This window comes from Faecalibacterium sp. Marseille-P9590 (assembly GCF_017377665.1).
In the GTDB taxonomy this organism is placed as follows: domain Bacteria; phylum Bacillota; class Clostridia; order Oscillospirales; family Ruminococcaceae; genus Faecalibacterium.
In genome coordinates, this window is record NZ_JAFREF010000002.1 from 360,600 (window position 1) to 380,614 (window position 20,015).

16 protein-coding genes are annotated in these 20,015 nt (G+C 61.2%); 12 read left to right on the top strand and 4 right to left on the bottom strand.

Annotation, left to right across the window (positions count from 1 at the left end; genetic code table 11):
* The first annotated feature begins 6 nt into the window (after positions 1 to 6).
* Entirely contained in the window at positions 7 to 735 is a 729-nt protein-coding gene (locus J3349_RS04320) for a GNAT family N-acetyltransferase (protein WP_207676544.1), read from the top strand.
* Positions 736 to 788: 53 nt separating this feature from the next.
* Here J3349_RS04320 and J3349_RS04325 read toward each other — a convergent pair whose 3' ends face one another.
* The 3 genes from J3349_RS04325 to J3349_RS04335 form a co-directional block, all read right to left on the bottom strand.
* Positions 789 to 1,514 (bottom strand): hypothetical protein, encoded by a 726-nt coding sequence (locus J3349_RS04325; protein ID WP_207676545.1) that lies wholly within the window; start codon positions 1,512 to 1,514, stop codon positions 789 to 791.
* Between the two features lie 226 nt (positions 1,515 to 1,740).
* The gene (locus J3349_RS04330) at positions 1,741 to 3,492 is read right to left on the bottom strand and encodes a hypothetical protein (protein ID WP_207676546.1); all 1,752 of its coding nucleotides are present in this window, start codon (positions 3,490 to 3,492) and stop codon (positions 1,741 to 1,743) included.
* A 14-nt stretch (positions 3,493 to 3,506) separates the two neighbouring features.
* Entirely contained in the window at positions 3,507 to 4,436 is a 930-nt protein-coding gene (locus tag J3349_RS04335) for a MoxR family ATPase (protein WP_207676547.1), read from the bottom strand.
* Positions 4,437 to 4,688: 252 nt separating this feature from the next.
* Between J3349_RS04335 and J3349_RS04340 the strand changes: the two genes are divergently transcribed.
* The 3 genes from J3349_RS04340 (at position 4,689) to J3349_RS04350 (ending at position 9,038) form a co-directional block, all read left to right on the top strand.
* A complete protein-coding gene (locus J3349_RS04340) occupies positions 4,689 to 6,089 on the top strand; it encodes a sodium:alanine symporter family protein (protein WP_158396850.1) in 1,401 nt (466 codons plus the stop codon).
* Positions 6,090 to 6,308: 219 nt separating this feature from the next.
* Entirely contained in the window at positions 6,309 to 7,457 is a 1,149-nt protein-coding gene (gene fucO / locus J3349_RS04345; RefSeq protein WP_158396852.1) for a lactaldehyde reductase, read from the top strand.
* A gap of 291 nt (positions 7,458 to 7,748) precedes the next feature.
* Entirely contained in the window at positions 7,749 to 9,038 is a 1,290-nt protein-coding gene (locus J3349_RS04350) for a putative ABC transporter permease (protein WP_207676548.1), read from the top strand.
* Positions 9,039 to 9,115: 77 nt separating this feature from the next.
* Here J3349_RS04350 and hisS read toward each other — a convergent pair whose 3' ends face one another.
* Complete coding sequence (hisS, locus tag J3349_RS04355) at positions 9,116 to 10,357, bottom strand: histidine--tRNA ligase (protein WP_158402418.1); 1,242 nt, start codon at positions 10,355 to 10,357, stop codon at positions 9,116 to 9,118.
* 119 nt (positions 10,358 to 10,476) lie between these two features.
* On the opposite strand from hisS, the gene J3349_RS04360 reads away from it, so the two are divergent.
* The 8 genes from J3349_RS04360 to J3349_RS04395 all read left to right on the top strand — a co-directional run bounded on the left by J3349_RS04360 (position 10,477) and on the right by J3349_RS04395 (position 19,885).
* Positions 10,477 to 11,688, top strand: a complete 1,212-nt coding sequence (locus J3349_RS04360) for an MFS transporter (protein ID WP_242699495.1) — start codon at positions 10,477 to 10,479, stop codon at positions 11,686 to 11,688.
* Positions 11,689 to 11,910: 222 nt separating this feature from the next.
* Positions 11,911 to 12,612 carry a hypothetical protein gene (locus J3349_RS04365; protein WP_149795248.1) on the top strand — a complete coding sequence of 234 codons (702 nt, stop codon included), beginning with the start codon at positions 11,911 to 11,913 and terminating at the stop codon, positions 12,610 to 12,612.
* A gap of 17 nt (positions 12,613 to 12,629) precedes the next feature.
* The gene (locus J3349_RS04370) at positions 12,630 to 13,628 is read left to right on the top strand and encodes a GGGtGRT protein (protein ID WP_005935035.1); all 999 of its coding nucleotides are present in this window, start codon (positions 12,630 to 12,632) and stop codon (positions 13,626 to 13,628) included.
* A 110-nt stretch (positions 13,629 to 13,738) separates the two neighbouring features.
* Complete coding sequence (locus J3349_RS04375; RefSeq protein WP_207676549.1) at positions 13,739 to 15,658, top strand: flavocytochrome c; 1,920 nt, start codon at positions 13,739 to 13,741, stop codon at positions 15,656 to 15,658.
* Entirely contained in the window at positions 15,655 to 16,059 is a 405-nt protein-coding gene (locus tag J3349_RS04380; protein WP_207676550.1) for a NusG domain II-containing protein, read from the top strand. The genes J3349_RS04375 and J3349_RS04380 overlap by 4 nt, the downstream gene beginning before the upstream one ends.
* Positions 16,060 to 16,269: 210 nt before the next feature.
* Positions 16,270 to 17,925, top strand: coding sequence for an HlyD family efflux transporter periplasmic adaptor subunit (locus tag J3349_RS04385; protein ID WP_207676551.1), 1,656 nt, complete (start codon positions 16,270 to 16,272; stop codon positions 17,923 to 17,925).
* Positions 17,926 to 17,936: 11 nt separating this feature from the next.
* The gene (locus tag J3349_RS04390; RefSeq protein ID WP_207676552.1) at positions 17,937 to 18,683 is read left to right on the top strand and encodes an ABC transporter ATP-binding protein; all 747 of its coding nucleotides are present in this window, start codon (positions 17,937 to 17,939) and stop codon (positions 18,681 to 18,683) included.
* Entirely contained in the window at positions 18,683 to 19,885 is a 1,203-nt protein-coding gene (locus tag J3349_RS04395) for an ABC transporter permease (RefSeq protein ID WP_207676553.1), read from the top strand. The genes J3349_RS04390 and J3349_RS04395 overlap by 1 nt, the downstream gene beginning before the upstream one ends.
* Positions 19,886 to 20,015 lie beyond the last annotated feature (130 nt).

Below are 20,015 nucleotides of genomic sequence, written 5' to 3' on the forward strand. Positions count from 1 at the left end.
AGCGCAATGAACCCTACAAGAAAGACCGATGAAAGCTTTTACCGGTTGTTTTCCGCGTCTCACACCGTTTCAGAGCATCTGACCAAGCGGGAGGACAGCGAGCTGCGCGATAAATACGACCACAACGCGTTCTGCTATTACAGCCAGCCCTCGGAAGATGAAGTCCGGGCCGCGCTGGCCTACCAGAAAGAGCGGGGAGACACCTTCCTCAAGCTGGAAGGGTACGAGCCGCTGGCCGATGCATTCGGCATGGAGTGCGAAGAGACCCTGACGATGGTTCTGCCCCCGGAAACAGACATCCGCAGCTGGAAAACGAACCCGGACGTCTCGATCAAGGCCCCGGACGCAGACCAGCTGGAACAGCACGAACTGAAATACTACGGCCCGTTGTACGGAGATGATTTTACCGTGCGGAACAACCGGAACCTCCGGGAAAAGCTGACCTACCTCGGCGCGTATCTGGGCGGGAAGCTGGTGGGTGATTGCTATATTTTCGCATCCGATGGGTATGTCTGCATGGACGGCCTGCTGGTGGACGAGGATTTCCGGCACCAGTACATCGCCATGACCCTGATGAAGCATATTGCCGAAAAGGCGCAGGAGCGCGGAGAGATCCTGTATCTTCACGCTGACTCCGAGGATACACCGAAGGAACTGTATGCGAAGATGGGATTTCAGGCCGTTGACAAGCTCTATGAATATCTCTGCACCGATTTCTCGAAACTGAAAATATGAACGAATGCGCGCCGGATACGGCGATGGGCCTCCCAATGCGGGAGGCCTTTCTGTTACACCGTCGCCAGCACGGCGAGGATGCTCTGCCAGCGCTTGTTCTCGACCACAGGCGCACGGCGGACGGGCCGGGACTGTACAGGCTGAGGCCGCTGGGCCGTCTGGGGCAGGGGAGTGAAAAGCGCGGCCTGCCATGCGGCGGCAAGCTGCATGGCCTCCGGGCAGCTCTGCAGGGTGCGGCGCTCGGCCCCGGCGAGGTAGTCGCCCAGCCAGCAGAGGATGGCCGCGATGTTCAGCTGCTCTGCGGCGCGGGTGCTCCAATAGCTCCAATGGGCGGGACGGCCCACGAACCGCTCCACCGTGATGAGCGCACCCTCCCGGGCAGCAGAAGGGGAGACCGTCCCACAACCACCGGCAGTATGGGCCAGAACATCCAGAATGCGCGCCATCCGGCCGCTGTCGAGGGCGTCGTCCCGGACAAAAGCAGAGAAATCCGTCTGGGCCAGCAGACCGTCGGCGGTGGCGGGGAAGCGCCCCGTCAGCTCGCCCGAGGCGTTGTGGCAGCTCTGCCACCCTTTGCGGACGAGCTGGAAGTTCAGCTTCTGACGTCCCATCGTGGAATAGAACACCCGGGCCTTGCCGCTGACCGGCTCCTGCCGCAGCTCGAGATAAGCGTCTGCGCCTCCGAGGTCTTGGACCTTGACGCTGAGCACAAGGCGGTACTCAGGCTTCTGGCTGGACATGGCAAGATGCATCTCTTCAAAATAACGTGCGGCATCCATAGCGGTTCTCCTTCCTGTGGGCGCGGGGTGATGTGTAGGTGTGCGGCCCTTTGTTGGTTGTAGTATATCATAAATTGCGCCAGAATACAACTATAAGTTTGCAAATAAACCAAAAAACTTTTTGATTCTTCTGCAATGCAAAACAAGATGGTTGTGAATGACAACAAAAATACGGGGACGCTGGCAGCAGATACAACTGCACAGCGGCCCCGTACATTATTATGATTCAGTCGCCCAGCTCCCGTATCTCGTTCTGGATGAGTCGGCCTGCGGCCCGGGCCAGTTGGTCCATGCCCCGGATGCGGGCCATGTTCTTGCCGTAGATGCGGGAGGCGTCGGCGGCGCTGGCGTCTTCGCCCATAAAGACGGCGGAGACTCGCAGACCCTTCCGCTGCAGCGCCCGCACCTCGGCGGCGGCGTCCTCCACGCCCGCGCTGCCGCCGTAGTCGCGGCCCAGCGGGTCATCGGGAGAGGGCGGGATGCGGCGGCTGTCGTTGGGGGAAGCGTCCGTCAGGAGGATGAGCAGGTGCCGCGCGGCGGGGCCGGGGTCGAAGCCGATGAGGTCGCCTGCGGCCCGCAGAGCCAGACCGTCCCGGTTCCAGCCCGAGGCGAAATACTGGCAGATGCCCTGTAAGCTCTTCTCCTTGAAGCCCTTGAGCACCCGCAGGACGGTGTAGCCCCGCAGGCTGGAAAAGCAGCTCACCCGCACCGGGATGCCGCAGGCCGCGAGGCTCTGGGCGAGGATAGACCCCTGCGCCGCGATGACCTCCTGACAGTGGAGGCGGGAAGCCGAAGCATCCAGCAGCAGGTCAACGGTGAAGGACGAGTGGTTCTCTTCCTCCGCACAGCGGAACACCCGGTCGTCGTCCATGACGGTGCGCCAGACCCGCTCCGGGTCGAGGTTACCGCTGCGGGCGACCCGGGCGTTGGGCTGCTGGTGGACGAGGATGCAGTTGCGTATCTGTTCGGTCAGCCGCAGCACGACGCTGCGGTGAAGCTCGAGATTTTTCGAATAGTACGCCCGGTTCCGCTCAGCCTGAAGCTGGGCCTGTTCGGCCAGGTGCTTTGCCTCGGGGGTAGGGGCCTGCTCCGGGCTGGGGACGCCGGAGGCAAACCAGAGGTGACAGCCCAGATGCTCCCCGGTGCAAAGCTCCTGCTCGGCCTTCCGCAGCCGTTCGGGCGGGTAGAGCGACCGGCCAAAGCAGCTTTCGATGTAGGCGCGGTCTTCCTCGGCGCGCTGGCGCAGGGTGATGTGGGCCAGCCGCTTGTCGGCGTGGATGCCGCTGCCGGAGGCGTCCACCGAGCCGGAATGCTCCACCGTCACCCGGTCGGTCTTTATCATCTGGGTGGGCATGGTGCGGGTCATGAGGGACGCCAGCAGACCGTCCAGATGGAGATGCAGCCCGGCCTTCTGATGCACCGTGCCGTTGAACAGCTCGAATTTGGCGTAGACGGCCAGCAGTGCGGCTTTCAGCTCGTCCGGCTTCGGGGGCGTCTCGGGACTGAGGGCGGCGTCGAGATTCTTTTCGTAGGGGGTCATGACCGGCGGCGTGCGCCCCTGCACAGCCCGCCAGCGCGCGGCCTGCATGGAGTAGACCAGCTGGTTCTTCGCCATCCACTCCTGCCGCGAGAGCTTGTACTGGATGCCGAAAAAGTAGTCCGCATGGGCGCGGCGGAGGGCCGAAAGCACCGGGCGGCGGGGCAGTTCCAGCGCGTAGGCCGCGCTCTCGAGGTAGAGCCAGGTCAAATCGTCCAGCATGGCCTGCCGGATGTCGCCCTCCCATGCGTCAAAGAGGCTGCGTACCAGCTCGTCGCCGTAATATTTGTGGACCAGCCCCACGACGCAGTTCATGTAAAAATCAATGGTACCGTCGGTGTTCCGGGCGAGGAACAGCGGCTCGAAGCCGTAGGCTCCTGCCGCCGCCCACACCTGATTGGCGGCCCGCCGCTCTTCGGCGGTGTAGCTCTGCGCTTCCATAAAAACGCCCCTTTTTAATCGAAGAGCTTTGCGGCGGTGAGCTGGGCCGGGATGCGGGCGGCAATGGCATCCCGGATGAGGCCCTGTTCGTAGGAGTCGAAGGCTTTGTTGGTGATGCCCATGTCCAGCGCAGCCCCGGCAGCGACGCCCCGGCGCATCAGGCGCAGAGCGTCCAGCATACCGCGAAGGTCGAGAGCTTTGGTGGAGATCTCTGCGCTGTCGCACTTTTTCTGCAAATCGAGGAAGAGCAGGGCAAACTGCCTGACATACTTGCTGTTCAAATCGGGGAACTGGGTGCGCAGGAGCTTTTCGAGGTTCTCCTCGGTGATGGTGGGCATCTGGATGACCACGAAGCGGGAGGTGAGGGCCTCGTTCAGCTCACGGGTGCCGGCGTAGCCGTAGTTCATGGTGGCGATGAAGCGGGTCTCCTCGGCCAGCGGGATGCGCTCGTAGCCCGGCACATCGATGGCGCGGCGGAAATCCAGCACCGCGTGCAGGACGGCCAGCGCCTCGTTTTTGGCCATGTTGATCTCGTCCAGAACGCCGAAGCCGCCGCTCTGGGCGCAGCGGTAGACCGGGCCGGGGCGGAACTTGACCTGTCCGCCCTCGAAGGTGTCCATGCCGATGAGGGACGCCGCGTCCATATTGACGTGGAACGAGATGTCCCACGCGGGGCGTCCGAAGGCGGCGGCGAGGTTTTCGGCCAGCACGTTCTTGCCGGTGGCCTTGCCGCCCGCCAGCAGCAGATTTTCGCCGCAGAGCAGGGCGGCCAGCGCCTGCTCCCACACCTCTCTGCCGTAGTAGACGAAGGCAGGGGAGGGGATGCGGGGGCGCAGGGCCTCCGCCAGCGGGTGGGCGGTACGGTATTCTTCCACAGCGCGCAGCAGGTCGGGGGAGACCCCTTCCTGCCGCAGCGTATCCATTAGAACAGATGTTTCAGACATCCATGACATCTCCTTGCGGTTGACAGTGCCAAACCGAAATTTCACCCTTATCATAGCACAACCCGCGCGGTTTGTGTAGGGCTTTGACGGGCAAAAAAGCGGCAAAGAAGTAGAGAAAATAAAGGTGAAGCTATTTTAACAAACTTTCAGCCGGGACGTGCAGATTTCACGTTCAAAGTAAATTGACAGGCCGCTTAAAATACGATAAAATAATTTTCGTTGTGTCAAAGTGAAAAAGAAAGGCGTAAAAGTATGCTCGAAACCATCACAGCCGTCAATCAGGCGGTCAACAGCTTTATCTGGGGCATCCCGGCGATGGTCTGCATCATCGGCGTGGGCCTGCTGCTCAGTGTGCGGACAGGCTTTTTGCAGCTCCGGAAATTCCCCTATGCCATCAAAACGACCATTGGCCGCATCTTCCGCAAAAAGGATGCCTCCGACGGCGCGATGACTCCGTTCCAGGCAGTGTGTACGGCGCTGGCCGCTACCGTCGGCACCGGCAACATCGCCGGCGTGGCGGGCGCGATCGCCATCGGCGGGCCGGGTGCGGTGTTCTGGATGTGGTGCTCGGCTCTGCTGGGCATGTGTACCAAGTTTTCCGAAGTGACGCTGGCTGTGCATTTCCGCGAGCGGAACAAAAACGGCGAGCTGGTGGGCGGCCCCATGTACTATATTAAAAACGGCCTCGGCAGCCGGTGGCAGTTCCTCGCGGTGCTGTACTCGCTGTTCGGCGTGCTGACGGTCTTCGGCACCGGCAACGCCACCCAGGTCAACACCATCGTCACAGCCATCGACTCGGCCCTGCTGGCCTACGGCAGCAGCCTGAACAGCATCCTGCCCACGGTCAACCTCGTCGTGGGCGTGGTGGTGGCCATGATGGTGGCTATGGTGCTGCTGGGCGGCGTCAAGCGCATCGGCAGCGTGACCGAGAAGCTGGTGCCGTTCATGGCACTGTTCTACGTCGTGCTGGCGCTGGGCGTCGTGGTCATCAACTACCGGCGCTTCCCGGCGGTGCTGGCCTCCATCGTCGGCGGTGCATTTGACCCGCAGGCCTTCACCGGCGGTGCCATCGGCAGCATCTTCCTCAGTATGCAGAAGGGCGTTTCTCGCGGCATCTTCTCCAATGAGGCTGGCCTCGGCACCGGCTCCATCGCCCACGCCTGCGCCGACACCCGCAAGCCCGTCAAGCAGGGGATGTTCGGCATCTTCGAGGTCTTCGCCGACACCATCGTCATCTGCACCCTGACCGCCATGGTCATCCTGTGCAGCGGCGTGCCGGTGGGCTATGGCAGTGCGGCAGGCGCAGAACTGACCATCTCCGGCTTTACGGCCACCTACGGCGGCTGGTCGTCCATCTTTACGGCGGTGGCGCTCTGCAGCTTTGCATTCTCCACCATCATCGGCTGGGGTCTCTACGGCTCCCGGTGCATCGAGTTCCTGTTCCACACCGACAAGGTGGTCGGCCCCTTCCTCGTGGTCTACTCCTTCGTGTCCATTCTGGGCGCGACGGTCGATCTGGGCCTGCTGTGGAGCATCGCCGACACCTTCAACGGACTGATGAGCATTCCGAACCTTATGGCCCTGCTCCTGCTGTCCGGCACGGTGGCAAAGCTCACGAAGGAGTTCTTCGCGGGCGAGGGCGCAGGAAAGTAAAGAATCATTCAAAGCGCCCTCCGGCCCGCGCCGGAGGGCGCTTTGCTGTCAACAAACCTTTGATTTTGTCTACTTTCTCTGCAAAAACTCAAAAAAGTATAAAAATTTCATGGAAATCATAAGAATTGATATTGAACAAATTTTAACAAAGTGGTAAAGTAAAAGCAAAGAGAGTCGTACCCGCCGCCCGGCGGGGCGCAAAATCAGGAGGTTTTACCAATGGCTGATCGTATCGTTCTGAATACTATTTCTTATCATGGCCACGGCGCTATCGAGAACATCGTTCCCGAGCTGACCGCCCGCGGTTACAAGAAGGCTTTCGTCTGCTCTGACCCCGACCTTCTCAAGTTCGGCGTCACCAAGAAGGTCACCGACCTGCTGGACGCTGCAAACTTCGCCTACACCGTCTACAGTGAGATCAAGCCCAACCCCACCATCGCAAATGTGCAGGACGGCGTGGCCGCTTTCAAGGCCGCAGAGGCTGACTGCATCGTGACCATCGGCGGCGGCTCTTCCATGGACACCGCAAAAGCCATCGGCATCATCATCAACAACCCCGAGTTCGCCGATGTGCGCTCTCTGGAAGGCGTCGCTCCCACCAAGAAGCACGCCGTCTTTACCATCGCGGTCCCCACCACTGCCGGTACTGCCGCTGAAGTCACCATCAACTACGTCATCACCGATGTCGAGAAGAAGCGCAAGTTCGTCTGCGTCGATACCAACGACATCCCCGAGATCGCTGTGGTTGACCCCGATATGATGGCCTCCATGCCCAAGGGTCTGACTGCCGCCACCGGCATGGACGCTCTGACCCACGCCATCGAGGGCTACATCACCAAGGGCCATTGCACCATCTCCGATATGTTCCATCTGGAAGCCATCAAGCTCATCAGTGAGAACCTGCGCGGCGCTGTCCAGAACACTCCGGAAGGCCGTGAGGGCATGGCTCTGGGCCAGTACATCGCCGGCATGGGCTTCTCCAATGTGGGTCTGGGCATCGTCCACTCCATGGCACACGGCCTGTCCGCTCTGTATGACACTCCCCACGGCGTGGCCTGCGCTATCCTGCTGCCCGTCGGTCTGGAGTACAACAAGACCGTCGCCGGTGAGCGCTATCGTGCCGTCGGTAAGGCCATGGGCGTGAAGGGCATCGACGAGATGAACGACGCACAGGCCGCAGATGCCACCATCGCCGCTGTCAAGCAGCTGAGCGCTGACGTGGGCATCCCCGCAAACCTGAACGGCATCCTGAAGGAAGAGGATATCCAGTTCCTCGCCGAGTCCGCTTATGCTGACGCCTGCCGTCCCGGCAACCCCCGCGACACCAGCGTGGAGGAGATCGTGGAGCTGTACAAGAGCCAGCTGTAAGCTGAGTCGGAGCGATTTACCCTTATAAAAAATACAGGCCGCTGTAAAATAACCTCTCAGTCTCGCATTCGCTCGACAGCTCCCCTACCGAGGGGAGCCTCTGGCGAAAAGGCAAGGCTATCCGTCATGCCAAAGCCTCCCCTCGCTAGGGGAGGTGGCAGCGCGTTAGCGCTGACGGAGAGGTTTCTTACAGCGGCCTTTTTGCGTAAAAATCCCGTCTCCCTCTTGCGGACGCGGCCAAAACTGCATACAATAGCTCTATAACCGTTTATATGAGAAAGGAAACACGCAATGGAGCTGAATTTTTATACCCTCTGCGTCATCTATCTGGTCTACTCGTTCCTCGGATGGGTAGCCGAGACGGTGGTGGCGACCATCAAGGGCCGCGCCTTCGTCAACCGCGGCGTGGCGTCCGGCCCGTTCTGCTTCGTCTACGGTACGTCGGCTGTGCTGATGGCGGTGGGCTTTGCCGACCTGCGCTCGACGCCGGTGGCCCTCTTCTTCGGCTGTGCGGCCAACGCCACCGTGGTGGAGTGGGTGACGGCCAAGCTGCTCGAGAGGATGCACCGCCGCCGCTGGTGGGACTACTCAGATAAAAAGTTCAATCTGGACGGCTACGTCTGCCTGCAGTACTCGGTGCTCTGGGGCCTGCTGGGCATGGCAAGCGTGCTGTGGGGCAACGTCCTGCTGCTGCGGCTCTGCGCCCTGCTGCCGGGCTGGCTGCTGCATATCGGCGTCTGGGCGGCGATGACGCTGGCCGTCCTCGACCAGCTGGGCGCAGCGCTGGCCGTCAACCGGTACGCCGCCAGCCATCCGAGGCTGGAACAGCTCAACCTCGAGCTGGAAAAGCACTCGGACAAGCTGCGCCAGCGGCTCATCGCCCATGTGGAAAAGCGTATCCAGCGGGCTTACCCGGCCATCGTCCAGCCCGAGCCGACTGTTCAGAAAGAAAAGGCTCTGAGCTTCGGCGACCTTGTCTGGCTCTTTGTCATCGGGGCTTTCCTCGGCGACGTGGTGGAGACGCTGTTCTGCCGGGTGACGGCGGGCGTCTGGATGAGCCGCTCGAGCCTCGTGTGGGGACCCTTCAGCGTGGTGTGGGGGCTGGCGCTGGTCATGGCGGCGGTCCTGCTGCGGGGCAGCGAGGAGCGGAGCGACCGCTCCATCTTCCTGTTCGGCTTCGTGATGGGCGGCGCATATGAGTATATCTGCAGCGCCGTGGGTGAGCTGCTGTTCGGCGTCATCTTCTGGGACTACAGCGGCTTCAAGTTCAATCTGGGAGGCCGTGTCAATCTGCTCTACTGCTTTTTCTGGGGCATCGCGGCGGTGGTCTGGATCCGGTACGGCTACCCCCTCGTCGCAAAGCTGATGGCAAACCTGAAAAAGCACATCCTGCCCTGGATGACCGTGGTGCTGACGGTGTTCATGGCCGTGAACATGGGGCTTTCGGCACTGGCGCTGGCCCGGTACGACGCCCGCACCAGCGGCCTCGCCCCGGCGAACCAGCTGGACGTCTTCCTCGACGAACATTTTGACAACGCCCGGATGGAGCGGGTGTACCCCAACGCCAAAAAAACCGGCTGACCCGGCAGCCATAAACGCAAAAAAGCACTGCACCCGCCCGCTTTTGGGGAGTGCAGTGCTTTTGGTTTGTTCAGCCCTTACTGAGCGGCAAAGACCTTTACCTCGTCCTTGTCCATGAAGGCGGCACCGGCAAAGCCTGCGGCTTCCAGCTGGCCCAGCTGCTTGCCGAGCTTCTTGCCCTGAGGCAGGACGGTGACGTTGTAGGTATCGCGCAGGGCAGCGGCCTTGCTCAGGACGGCGGTGAAGTCAGCGTCCTTACCGTAGAGCAGTGCGATCTTCTGCTTTGCGCCGGGGATCTGATAACCCTGCTCGAGCAGGATGCCGCAGACGCGCTCGAAGCCGATGGAGAAGCCGACTGCCGGCACCTGAGTGCCGAGGAACTTGCCCACCATGTTGTCATAGCGGCCGCCGCCGGCGACTGCGCCGCTGAACTGCGGGCAGGTGATCTCAAACACCATGCCGGTGTAGTAGCCCTGACCACGCACGAGGCTGGGGCAGTAGGCCACCTGATAGCGGCCTGCGGCCATGGCGTTGGCAGTAGCGAGGACGTACTTGAGGTCGTCGGCGATGGCGGGGTCTGCGCAGCGGGCGGCCACAGCGTCCAGCGTCACCTCGCCGGCGGCGATGAAGTCGGCCAGTGCGTTGACCGCGCTCTCGGGCAGCTGCTTCTCGAGAAGCTCAGCCTTCACACCGTCGGCACCGATCTTATCCATCTTGTCGAAGGTGATGCAGACGGAATCCAGCGTGTCGGCGGCAAAGCCCATGCTCTCCAGCATCCCGCGCAGGATGCGGCGGTCGTTGATGTTGACGGTGAAGCCGTCGAAGCCGATGCCCAGCAGGGCGCGGGTGGTCACGTCGATGAGCTCGACCTCGGCGTTGGGGCTCTCGTCGCCCAGAATGTCGATGTCGCACTGGACGAACTCGCGCAGACGGCCCTTCTGGGGGCGCTCGGCGCGGAAGACGCGGTCGGTCTGGATGACCTTGAAGGGGTGGGGGAGCTTGTCCTTGTTGGCGGCGTAGAAGCGGCTCAGGGGCAGGGTCAGATCATAGCGCAGGCCCATGTCGGAGAGCTCTTTCGGGTCGCCGGAGTTCAGGGCGGCGGTGAGCTTGTCGCCGCGCTTGAGCACTTTGAAGATGAGGTTCAGGTTGTCGCCGCCGTCGGACTTGTCGAGGTTCTCCATATCCTCCAGCATGGGGGTGGAGATGCGCTCGAAGCCGGATGCGCGGTAAGTCTCGAGAATTTTGCCCTGAATGTAGTCGCGCAGGGTCTGCTCGTTGGGCAGAAGGTCGCGCATACCTTTTAAGGCCTGAGTTTTCATAATATAGTCCTCTTTCTGTATATCAAAAATAAAATAACATCCAATACTTATCTATTATAAAGAATACTGCCTTTTTGTCAATCGAAAAGGACACACTATTCTCTGAGGTGATGCACGAAATGCAGAAAACAAGACCCTGGGCCATCCTGACGGCGGGCGCGGCCATCCAGGTATTGACAGGCCTGCCCGCCGCGTGGGGCGTGTTTCAAAGACCTGTCATGGAGGAATACGGCCTCAGTGAGCAGGGGGCAGGCTATGCCTTCGGAGTGCTCATCGCATTTTTCGGCATAGGGTGCGTCATCGGCGGCTTTCTGCAGGATAAGCACGGCCCTCGCTTTGCAGCTTTGTGGGGGACGGGTCTGCTCTGCGGCGGATTCTTCGCGGCGGCGGCTCTCCCGGCAGAGAAGGGAAAGGCTTTTTTCGGGGTGTTCAGCATCCCGGCAGGGCTCGGCACAGCCTTTCTCTATCCGTCCATCCAGTCCTGCGCTCAGAAGTGGTACAAGGGCCGGAAGGGCCTCGCCACCGGCGTCATCGGGGGCGCAGTGGGGTTGAGCGGAGCGTTCCTGACCGTCTTTGTCCGCACGGCGCTGCGGGGTTTCGGACCGGTGCAGGGTATCCGGGGCGCGTTCTGGGCGCTGGGTGCGCTGACCCTGCCGGTCTGCCTCGCGGGCAGTGCATTGCTGACCGACCCGCCGCCCGAAAAACCTCGGCCCAGCCAGCAGGGAAAGGCTAAGGCCGCGCCGCCCCTCGACCTCTCGCCCCGGCAGATGCTTGGCACGCGGCAGTACTGGCTCTGCGCCGGAGCGGTCTGCTTTTCCACCCCGGCGGTGCTGCTGTTCAGCCCCATCATCCTGAAACTTGGCATGGAGCGGGGGCTGGACGAGAGCGCCGCCCTCTGGGCCGTGGTGCTGGGCAGTGTGGGCAGTGCGGCCGGACGGCTGCTGATGCCCCTGATCAGCGACAAGATCGGCCGCCGCCCCACCGACCTCATCCTCTTCGGCGTGTCGCTGGGGCTTTCGGCGGCGTTCCTGTTTGCCCGGGGATGGGCCGTCGTGGCAGTGTATGCGGGGCTGACGTTCTGCTACTCGGCGCTGGCGGCGGTACTGCCCACCCTCTCCACCGATCTGTTCGGCCTGCCCCACGCCGGGGTGAACTACGGCTTTCTGGCGCTGGGCCAGAGCGTGGGAAGCCTTTTGTTCCCCTGCATCGCTGATTTCTGGGGATTCGAGCAGGGACGGCACATCCTCGCCATCGCGGGTGCGGCGGCGGGCTTCGCCTGCATCTGGGCCGTCACGCCGGTGCGGCGGGAGCCGCAGAAAAAACCGAATTGAGAAGTTGCGCTCCTGCGCAGAAAAACGAAAATGACAAAAAGATTGCGAAAAATTTGTCAGAAATGACTTGCAAATTGGGCCAACGTCCTCTATAATAAAATTGTGCGTGGTAGTACCGGGAAAGGCGCTGAAAAGAGAGCGGCACGGCCCGGTCAATGCAAGGCGGCAGGGGAGAGAAGCTTCTGCCGCACGGCATCAATTTGTCAAAAGGAGAGTATGATTATGACCTATTCGCAGCAAGTACAGAATATGTGCCCGATCACCAAAGGTCCTAAGCATGGTCCGGCCCCCATCCCCGAAGAGGGCGCATGGGTCAAGGCCTATGAGATCAAGGACATCAGCGGCTACACCCATGGTGTGGGCTGGTGCGCACCTCAGCAGGGTACCTGCAAGCTGTCTCTGAACATCAAGAACGGCGTCATCGAGGAGGCTCTGGTGGAGACCATCGGCTGCTCCGGCATGACCCACTCTGCTGCTATGGCAGGCGAGATCCTGCCCGGCAAGACCATTCTGGAAGCTCTGAACACCGACCTCGTCTGCGACGCCATCAACGTGGCTATGCGCGAGCTGTTCCTGCAGATCGTCTACGGCCGCAGCCAGACCGCTTTCTCTGAGGACGGTCTGCCCATCGGCGCAGGTCTGGATGACCTGGGCAAGGGCCTGCGCTCCATGACCGGCACCATCTTCTCCACCAAGGAGAAGGGCGTCCGTTATCTGGAGCTGACCGAGGGCTACATCAACAAGCTGGCTGTGGATGCCAACGGCGAGGTCATCGGCTATCAGTTCGTCAAGCTGGGCAAGATGATGGAGGACATCCGTCACGGCAAGACCCCCAACGAGGCTTACGAGAAGAACGTGGGTACTTACGGCCGCTTCAGCAAGGAAGCAGGCGCTGTCAAGTACATCGACCCGCGTGAGGAATAAGAGAGGAGGAACAACTCATGGCAACTTTTGAATCTATGGATCGCCGCATGCCGAAAATCGAGGCATGCCTGAAGGCCAACGGCCTCGAATCTCTGGACGCCTGCAACGAGATGCTCCTCGCTAAGGGCATCGACTGCGACAAGATCGTCCGCGGTGTGCAGCCCATCTGCTTTGATAACGCTGTCTGGGCTTACACCCTGGGTACCGCTATCGCCGTCAAGCGCGGCCTGACCGATGCTGCCGAGTGCGCAGCCGCCATCGGCGAAGGTCTGGAAGCTTTCACCATCCCCGGTTCTGTCGCTGAGCAGCGTCAGGTCGGTCTGGGCCACGGCAACCTGGGCGCTCGTCTGCTGAGCGAGGACACCACCTGCTTCGCTTTCCTGGCAGGCCACGAGTCCTTCGCCGCTGCTGAGGGTGCGATCGGCATCGCCCGCACTGCAAACAAGGTCCGCAAGACCCCCCTGCGCGTCATCCTGAACGGCCTGGGCAAGGACGCCGCTTACATCATCTCCCGTATCAACGGCTTCACCTATGTGCAGACCGAGTACGACATCCCCACTCAGACCCTGACCGTCGTCAAGGAGATCCCCTTCTCCGAGGGCGAGCGCGCAGCTGTCAAGTGCTACGGCGCTAACGACGTCATGGAGGGCGTTGCCATCATGAAGAAGGAGGACGTCCAGTGCTCCATCACCGGCAACTCCACCAACCCCGTCCGCTTCCAGCATCTGGTCGCCGGCACCTATAAGAAGTGGGCCATCGAGAACGGCAAGAAGTACTTCTCCGTTGCTTCCGGCGGCGGCACGGGCCGTACCCTGCACCCCGATAACGTCGCAGCCGGCCCCGCCAGCTACGGCCTGACCGACTCTCTGGGCCGCGTCCACGGCGATGCTCAGTTTGCAGGTTCCTCTTCTGTGCCTGCACACGTCGAGATGATGGGCCTCATCGGCATGGGCAACAACCCGATGGTCGGCGCTACTGTCGCCTGCGCTGTTGCTGCTGCACAGGCCAACGCCTAAATCCTTTTCCCAAGTTCGGCAGAGGGGGCTGCTTGTAAAAGGGCAGCCCCCTTTTTATGCTGATAGATGTTCGCAACCACAAACCACGAAGCAATCAAGGAAGGAAAATCATGAAGAAAGCTCAGATCAAAAAGAGCGTGTCTGCACTGGCTATGGCAGCGGTCATCGCGGTCAGCCTGTTTGGCTACGGCTGCGGTGCAAAGTCTGCCTCTACCAGTTCTGACGCGGGTGTGTCCGGTGACTTCACCGGCACTGCCAAGGGCTTCGGCGGCGACGTTTCCGTCACCCTGACCCTGACCGACGGCGCCATCACCGGCTGCACCGCCGAGGGCAAGGACGAGACTCAGGGCGTCGGCTCTGAGGCCATCGCCAAGATGCCCGGCGAGATCGCCGAGAGCGGCAGCATCGCCGTGGACGGCGTGTCCGGCGCTACCGTCACTTCTACCGCCATCAAGGAGGCTGCTGCAGCTGCCCTGACCGCTGCCGGCCTGAACCCCGATGACTACAAGACCGCTGTGGAGAAGACCGGCTCTGCCGAGGACTCCACCGTTGAGGCCGACGTCGTCGTCGTCGGTGCAGGCGGCGCAGGCATGACCGCTGCCATCACCGCTGCTGCCGAGGGCAAGAGCGTTGTGATCGTGGAAAGCCAGCCCATGGTGGGCGGCAACTCCGTCCGCGCTACCGGCGGCATGAACGCCGGCAAGACCGTCTATCAGGACGAGAACGAGTTCGGCGAGTCTGCCGGCGTCGAGAAGACCCTGAAGACTGCTGCCGAGAAGTACGCCGACAACGAGACCATCACCGCTCTGGCAAAGACCGTCTCCGAGCAGTGGGCTGCCTATCAGGCCAACCCCACCGGCTACTTCGACTCTGTCGAGCTGATGGAGCTGGATACCATGATCGGCGGCAAGGGCATCAACGACCCCGAGCTGGTCGAGACCCTGTGCGCAAACTCCGCTGACGCCATCGACTGGCTGGACGAGCACGGCATCACCCTGCACGACGTCTCCAGCTTCGGCGGTGCATCCGTCAAGCGTATCCATCGCCCTGTGAACGCAGAGGGCAAGACCGTTTCCGTCGGCTCCTACATGATCCCCCTGCTGCAGGAGAACTGCGAGAAGGCTGGCGTTCAGATCCTGCTGAACACCACCGCCAACGAAATCCTGACCGATGCCAACGGCGCTGCCGTGGGCATCAAGGCCACCGGTTCTACCGGCGAGACCGTCACCGTCAACGCCAAGGCAGTCGTTCTGGCTTCCGGCGGCTTCGGCGCAAACCTCGACATGGTCGTCAAGTACAAGCCCGAGCTGAAGGGCTTCATGACCACCAACGCCGCTGGCATCCAGGGTCAGGGCATCGAGATGGCAGAGGCCATCGGCGCTGCTACCGTGGACATGGACCAGATCCAGATCCACCCCACCGTTGAGGCCAACACCGCTGCCCTTATCACCGAGGGCCTGCGCGGCGACGGCGCTATCCTCATCAACGAGGAAGGCCAGCGCTTCATCGACGAAGTCGGCACCCGTGACGTCGTCTCCGCCGCTGAGATCGCTCAGACCGGCAGCTACAGCTGGCTGGTCGTCGATCAGGCCATGGTCGATGCTTCCAGCGTCATCCAGGGCTACATCAAGAAGGGCTACACCGTCACCGGCGCTACCTACGAGGAGCTGGGCAAGGCTATGGGCGTCGATGCCGCTGCCTTCGCAGAGACCATGGAGAAGTGGAACGGCTACGTTGAGGCCAAGAATGACCCCGACTTCGGCCGTACCAGCTTCGCCAACCCCCTGAACACCGCTCCCTACTACGCTGTGAAGGTCACCGCCGGTGTCCATCACACCATGGGCGGCCTGAAGATCAACGCCAACACCGAGGTGCTGAACGAGAAGGGCGAGGTCATCCCCGGCCTGTTCGCAGCAGGCGAGGTGACCGGCGGCGTCCACGGTGCAAACCGTCTGGGCGGCAACGCTGTTGCTGACTTCACCGTCTTTGGCCGCATTGCCGGTGCTGCTGCCAGCGACTACGCTGCATGAGCATCCGCAAGCAGCCTGAGCCGGCAAAAGGCGCAAAACGCCTGAGCTGGAAGGCAAACCTCCTCTTCGCAGCCGTCGTCCTGGCGGCAGCTGTCCTGCTGGTCTTTCTGCTGCGTCCGCGCAGCAAGACGGAGCCGCTGGCAGCAGTCGTGGATTTCGGCGACGGCATCACCGAGGTGCTGCCGCTGGATAAGGACTACGATTACCTGTACGATGTGGGCAGCTATGTCGTTCATTTACAGGTAAAAGACGGCACCATCTCGTTTCAGGACAGCCAATGCCCGGACCATGTCTGTGAGCAGTTCGGCCAGCTGAGCGAGGAAGGTGCATGGGCGGCCTGCGTCCCTGCCGGGGTGTATGTGCAGCTGGCTCCGCTGAGCGAGGCCGAAGCCGCATCCTGATAGGATAAAAAATAAGAGACACCCGCATTGCTCTGAAGAGGGCGCTGCGGGTGTCTCTTTTTGCATAAAAACAGACGTGTATTTTGTAAATAAAGGGTGAAATGAAATTTGGACGCTTGAGTATTTTGGTGAAATGCGATACACTACCAATAACAGATTTTTCGTGCAAAGGGGCAATTATGCCCTTTTGCATCGACTAGGAGGAAAAGCATGATCTGGAAAAAGAAAAAGGATACAGCGGCTCAGTCTGCTGAGGCTGCCGGGGAAATGACCGGAGCCAAGGGTAGGACCGGTGCAGGCGCATTTGCCAAAAAGAACTGGAAATGGCTCGTGCCGCTGGTCGTCGTGGCGGCAGCGGGCGCTGTCTTTCTCATAGGCGGCGGCAGAAATGGCGCTGCCAGCGGCGATGTGACCTACGCCGAGACGACGCCGGTCCGTCAGGATGTCTCCAACTCCCTGAGCGGCACCGGCACGCTGAACCCGGCCAATACATATACCGTCAAGTCTCTGGTGGACGGCAAGATCCTCACCGGCGGCTTTGAAGAGGGCGATAAGGTGGAAGAGGGCGATGTGCTCTACACCATCGACAGCTCGGACGCCTCCACCAATCTGGAAAAAGCCAGCATTGCCCTGCAGCAGGCCCAGCGCAGCTACGACAAGACTGTGGACCGCCAGTATGTCCGCGCAGAGGTGGACGGCACCGTCAGCAGCCTCAAGGTCGCAAAGGGCGACGAGGTGACCAGCGGCCAGGAGGTGGCGGTCATCCGCGACAGCTCCAAGATGCTGCTGAACCTGCTGTTCCCGGCAGCCGACGCCGCCAATTTCTCGGTGGGCCAGAGCGCTGACGTGGTGCTGGACGGCACCTTTGAGACGCTGAAAGGCACCATCACCGCCGTCACCGGCACCGATGAGCTGAGCACCGGCAACCTGCTGGTGCGCACCGTCACCATCCGGGTCAACAATGCCGGCGGTCTGACCACCGCCCAGGCCGCTACCGCCAGCGTCAACGGCGTCAGCTCCATCGCCTCTGCCACTTTTGCCTATCAGGCAGAGCGCACCCTGACCGCTCAGGCCAGCGGCACCGTTTCCGCCATCAATGTGCAGGAGGGCGGCGCGGTCTCCAAGGGTGACATCATCATCGAGCTGACCGGCGACGAGCTGACCGAATCCATCCAGTCTGCTTCCGAGTCCCTGCGCAGCGCTGAGATCTCGATGCAGAACCAGCAGGACAATATGTCCAACTACACCATTACCTCGCCCATCAGCGGCACCATCATTGAGAAGGACGCCAAGCAGGGCGACGCCCTGACCTCCGGCAGCACCCTCTGTGTCATCTACGACCTGAGCTATCTGGAGATGGTCATCAATGTGGATGAGCTGCAGATCGGCGCACTGTCCGTGGGCCAGAAAGTCCAGCTCACCGCTGACGCTGTGACGGACAAGACCTATGTCGGCACAGTCACCCGTGTGTCCATGAAGGGCAGCTCCAGCGGCGGCACCACGACTTATCCCATCACTATCCGCATTGACAACACCGACGGCCTGCGCCCCGGAATGAACGCCAACGCTGAGATCGTCGTGGCCGAGGCCAACAACGCCCTCGTCGTGCCGAATGCTGCCGTTATCCGCGGCGGCTATGTGCTGGTGAGCAAGAAGTCTCCCAGCGCAGCCAATGCGGTGGAAGACATGGACGCACCGGACGGCTATGTCTACGTCAAGGTCGAGACCGGCGTCAGCGACGACAGCTACACCGAGATCAAGAGCGGCCTGCAGGAGGACGACACGGTGGCCTACGACACCAGCTCTGTGTCGGATGACTATTACAGCGACAGTTACAGCGACAATTACAGCGACAGTATCTGGTAAGGAGGTGCCCCATGAGCGCTCTGATCGAATTTGACCAGGTATGCAAGTATTATCAGATGGGCGATACTCTGGTAAAGGCCGCCGACCACATCACGATGAAGATCGAGAAGGGGGAGTTCGTGGCCATCGTGGGCCAGTCCGGTTCGGGCAAGTCCACCTGCATGAACATCATCGGCTGTCTGGACGTCCCCACCCACGGCATCTACCGGCTCAATGGCCGGGATGTGGGCAAGATGAACCGGGACGAGCTGGCGGATGTGCGCAACGAGATGCTGGGCTTCATCTTCCAGCAGTATAACCTTCTGCCCCGCCTCAACCTGATGGAGAATGTGGAGGTGCCGCTGATCTACGCGAATATCTCCCGCGCCGAACGCCACCGGATGGCCAAGGATGTGCTGGAAAAGGTGGGTCTGGGCGACAAGCTCAAGAACCTGCCAAACCAGCTTTCCGGCGGCCAGCAGCAGCGCGTTTCCATCGCCCGTGCTCTGGTGCGCAACCCGGCGGTCATCCTCGCCGACGAGCCCACCGGCGCTCTGGACTCCCACACCGGCCGCGAGGTCATCGGGATGCTTCAGCAGCTCCACAGGGAGGGGCATACCGTGGTGCTCATCACCCACGACAATTCCATCGCCGTGCAGGCGGAGCGTATCATCCGTCTGGAAGACGGTCAGGTGGTGTACGATGGCGACGCCCACGCGCCTGAGGCTGTCGTGCAGCCCACTCTGTCCGGCGAAGCGGCACAGGAGGAAGCAAAATAATGGTATTAGAGACTTTCCGTCAGGCACTGCAGAACGTCTGGAGCAATAAACTGCGCACGTTTCTGACCATGCTGGGCATCATCATCGGCGTCATGGCGGTCATCGTCATCGTCGGTCTGGGCAACGGCATGACCAGAAGCATGCGGGACAGCTTTTCCGCAATGGGAACCAACACCCTCTCCATCCAGATATGGGGCTATGGTTCCCGCACTGCGACGGTGGATGATTTGTACGACATCGTCAAAAAGAACCCCGAACTGCTTTCCTCCATCTCGCCGCAGCTGGATTTCAGCGACAACACCCCCAAGGTGGGGACTACGACATACCGCTACAGCGAGATGTACGGTGTGGATGAAAACTACATCGAGATGAAGGGCTACACCCTTGCCAAGGGCCGGAACATCCAGTATATGGACATCGCAGACAACAAGCAGATCTGCGTCATCGGCGATTACATCAACCGCACGGCCTACGGCGGAAATGCGGTGGGCCAGACCATCAAGCTTGGCCCCTATAAGTTCCGCATCGTGGGCGTGCTGAAAGCCAAGATCTCTAACCTCGACCAGCAGGAGGGCAGCGACGACGACAGCGTCTACCTGCCCTACACCACAGCCATGCGCCTTTCCAACGAAAGCTCGCCGGACTCCTACTCCGCCATCATGGTGGACGAGGGCCAGGCCAACGAGGCCAAGGCTGCGGTGGAGCAGGGACTGTATGACATCTTCAAGAGCGACAATGCTTACTACGTCTACAGCGCCAGCGAGTGGCTGGAAGAGATGAACAAGATGATCAACATGGTCATCGTCATCCTCACCGGCATCGCCAGTATCTCGCTGCTGGTGGGCGGCATCGGCATCATGAACATCATGCTGGTGTCCGTCACCGAGCGCACCCGTGAGATCGGCATCCGCAAGGCCATGGGCGCGAAGGAAAAGACCATTCTGGCCCAGTTCGTCACCGAGGCGGCCACTACCTCGGCTCTTGGCGGCACGCTGGGCATCGTCCTCGGCTACATCGTGTCGGCCATCGCCAATCAGGTGCTGCCCATGTTCACCGATGGCATGGACATCACGGTCAGCCCGTCCTTCAACTCCATCGTGGCAGCTTTCGGCATCTCGGTATTCATCGGAGTGCTGTTCGGCTATCTGCCCGCAAAACGCGCCGCGCGGCTCAACCCCATCGACGCGTTGAGATATGATTAACCTCTCCGTCTGTGCCTTTGGCGCAGCCACCTCCCCTGACGAGGGGAGGCCTTGGCAGTACGGAAAGCTTTCTCTCTTCGCCAGAGGCTCCCCTCGGTAGGGGCAACAACGACGACCACCGCCAGTGGCG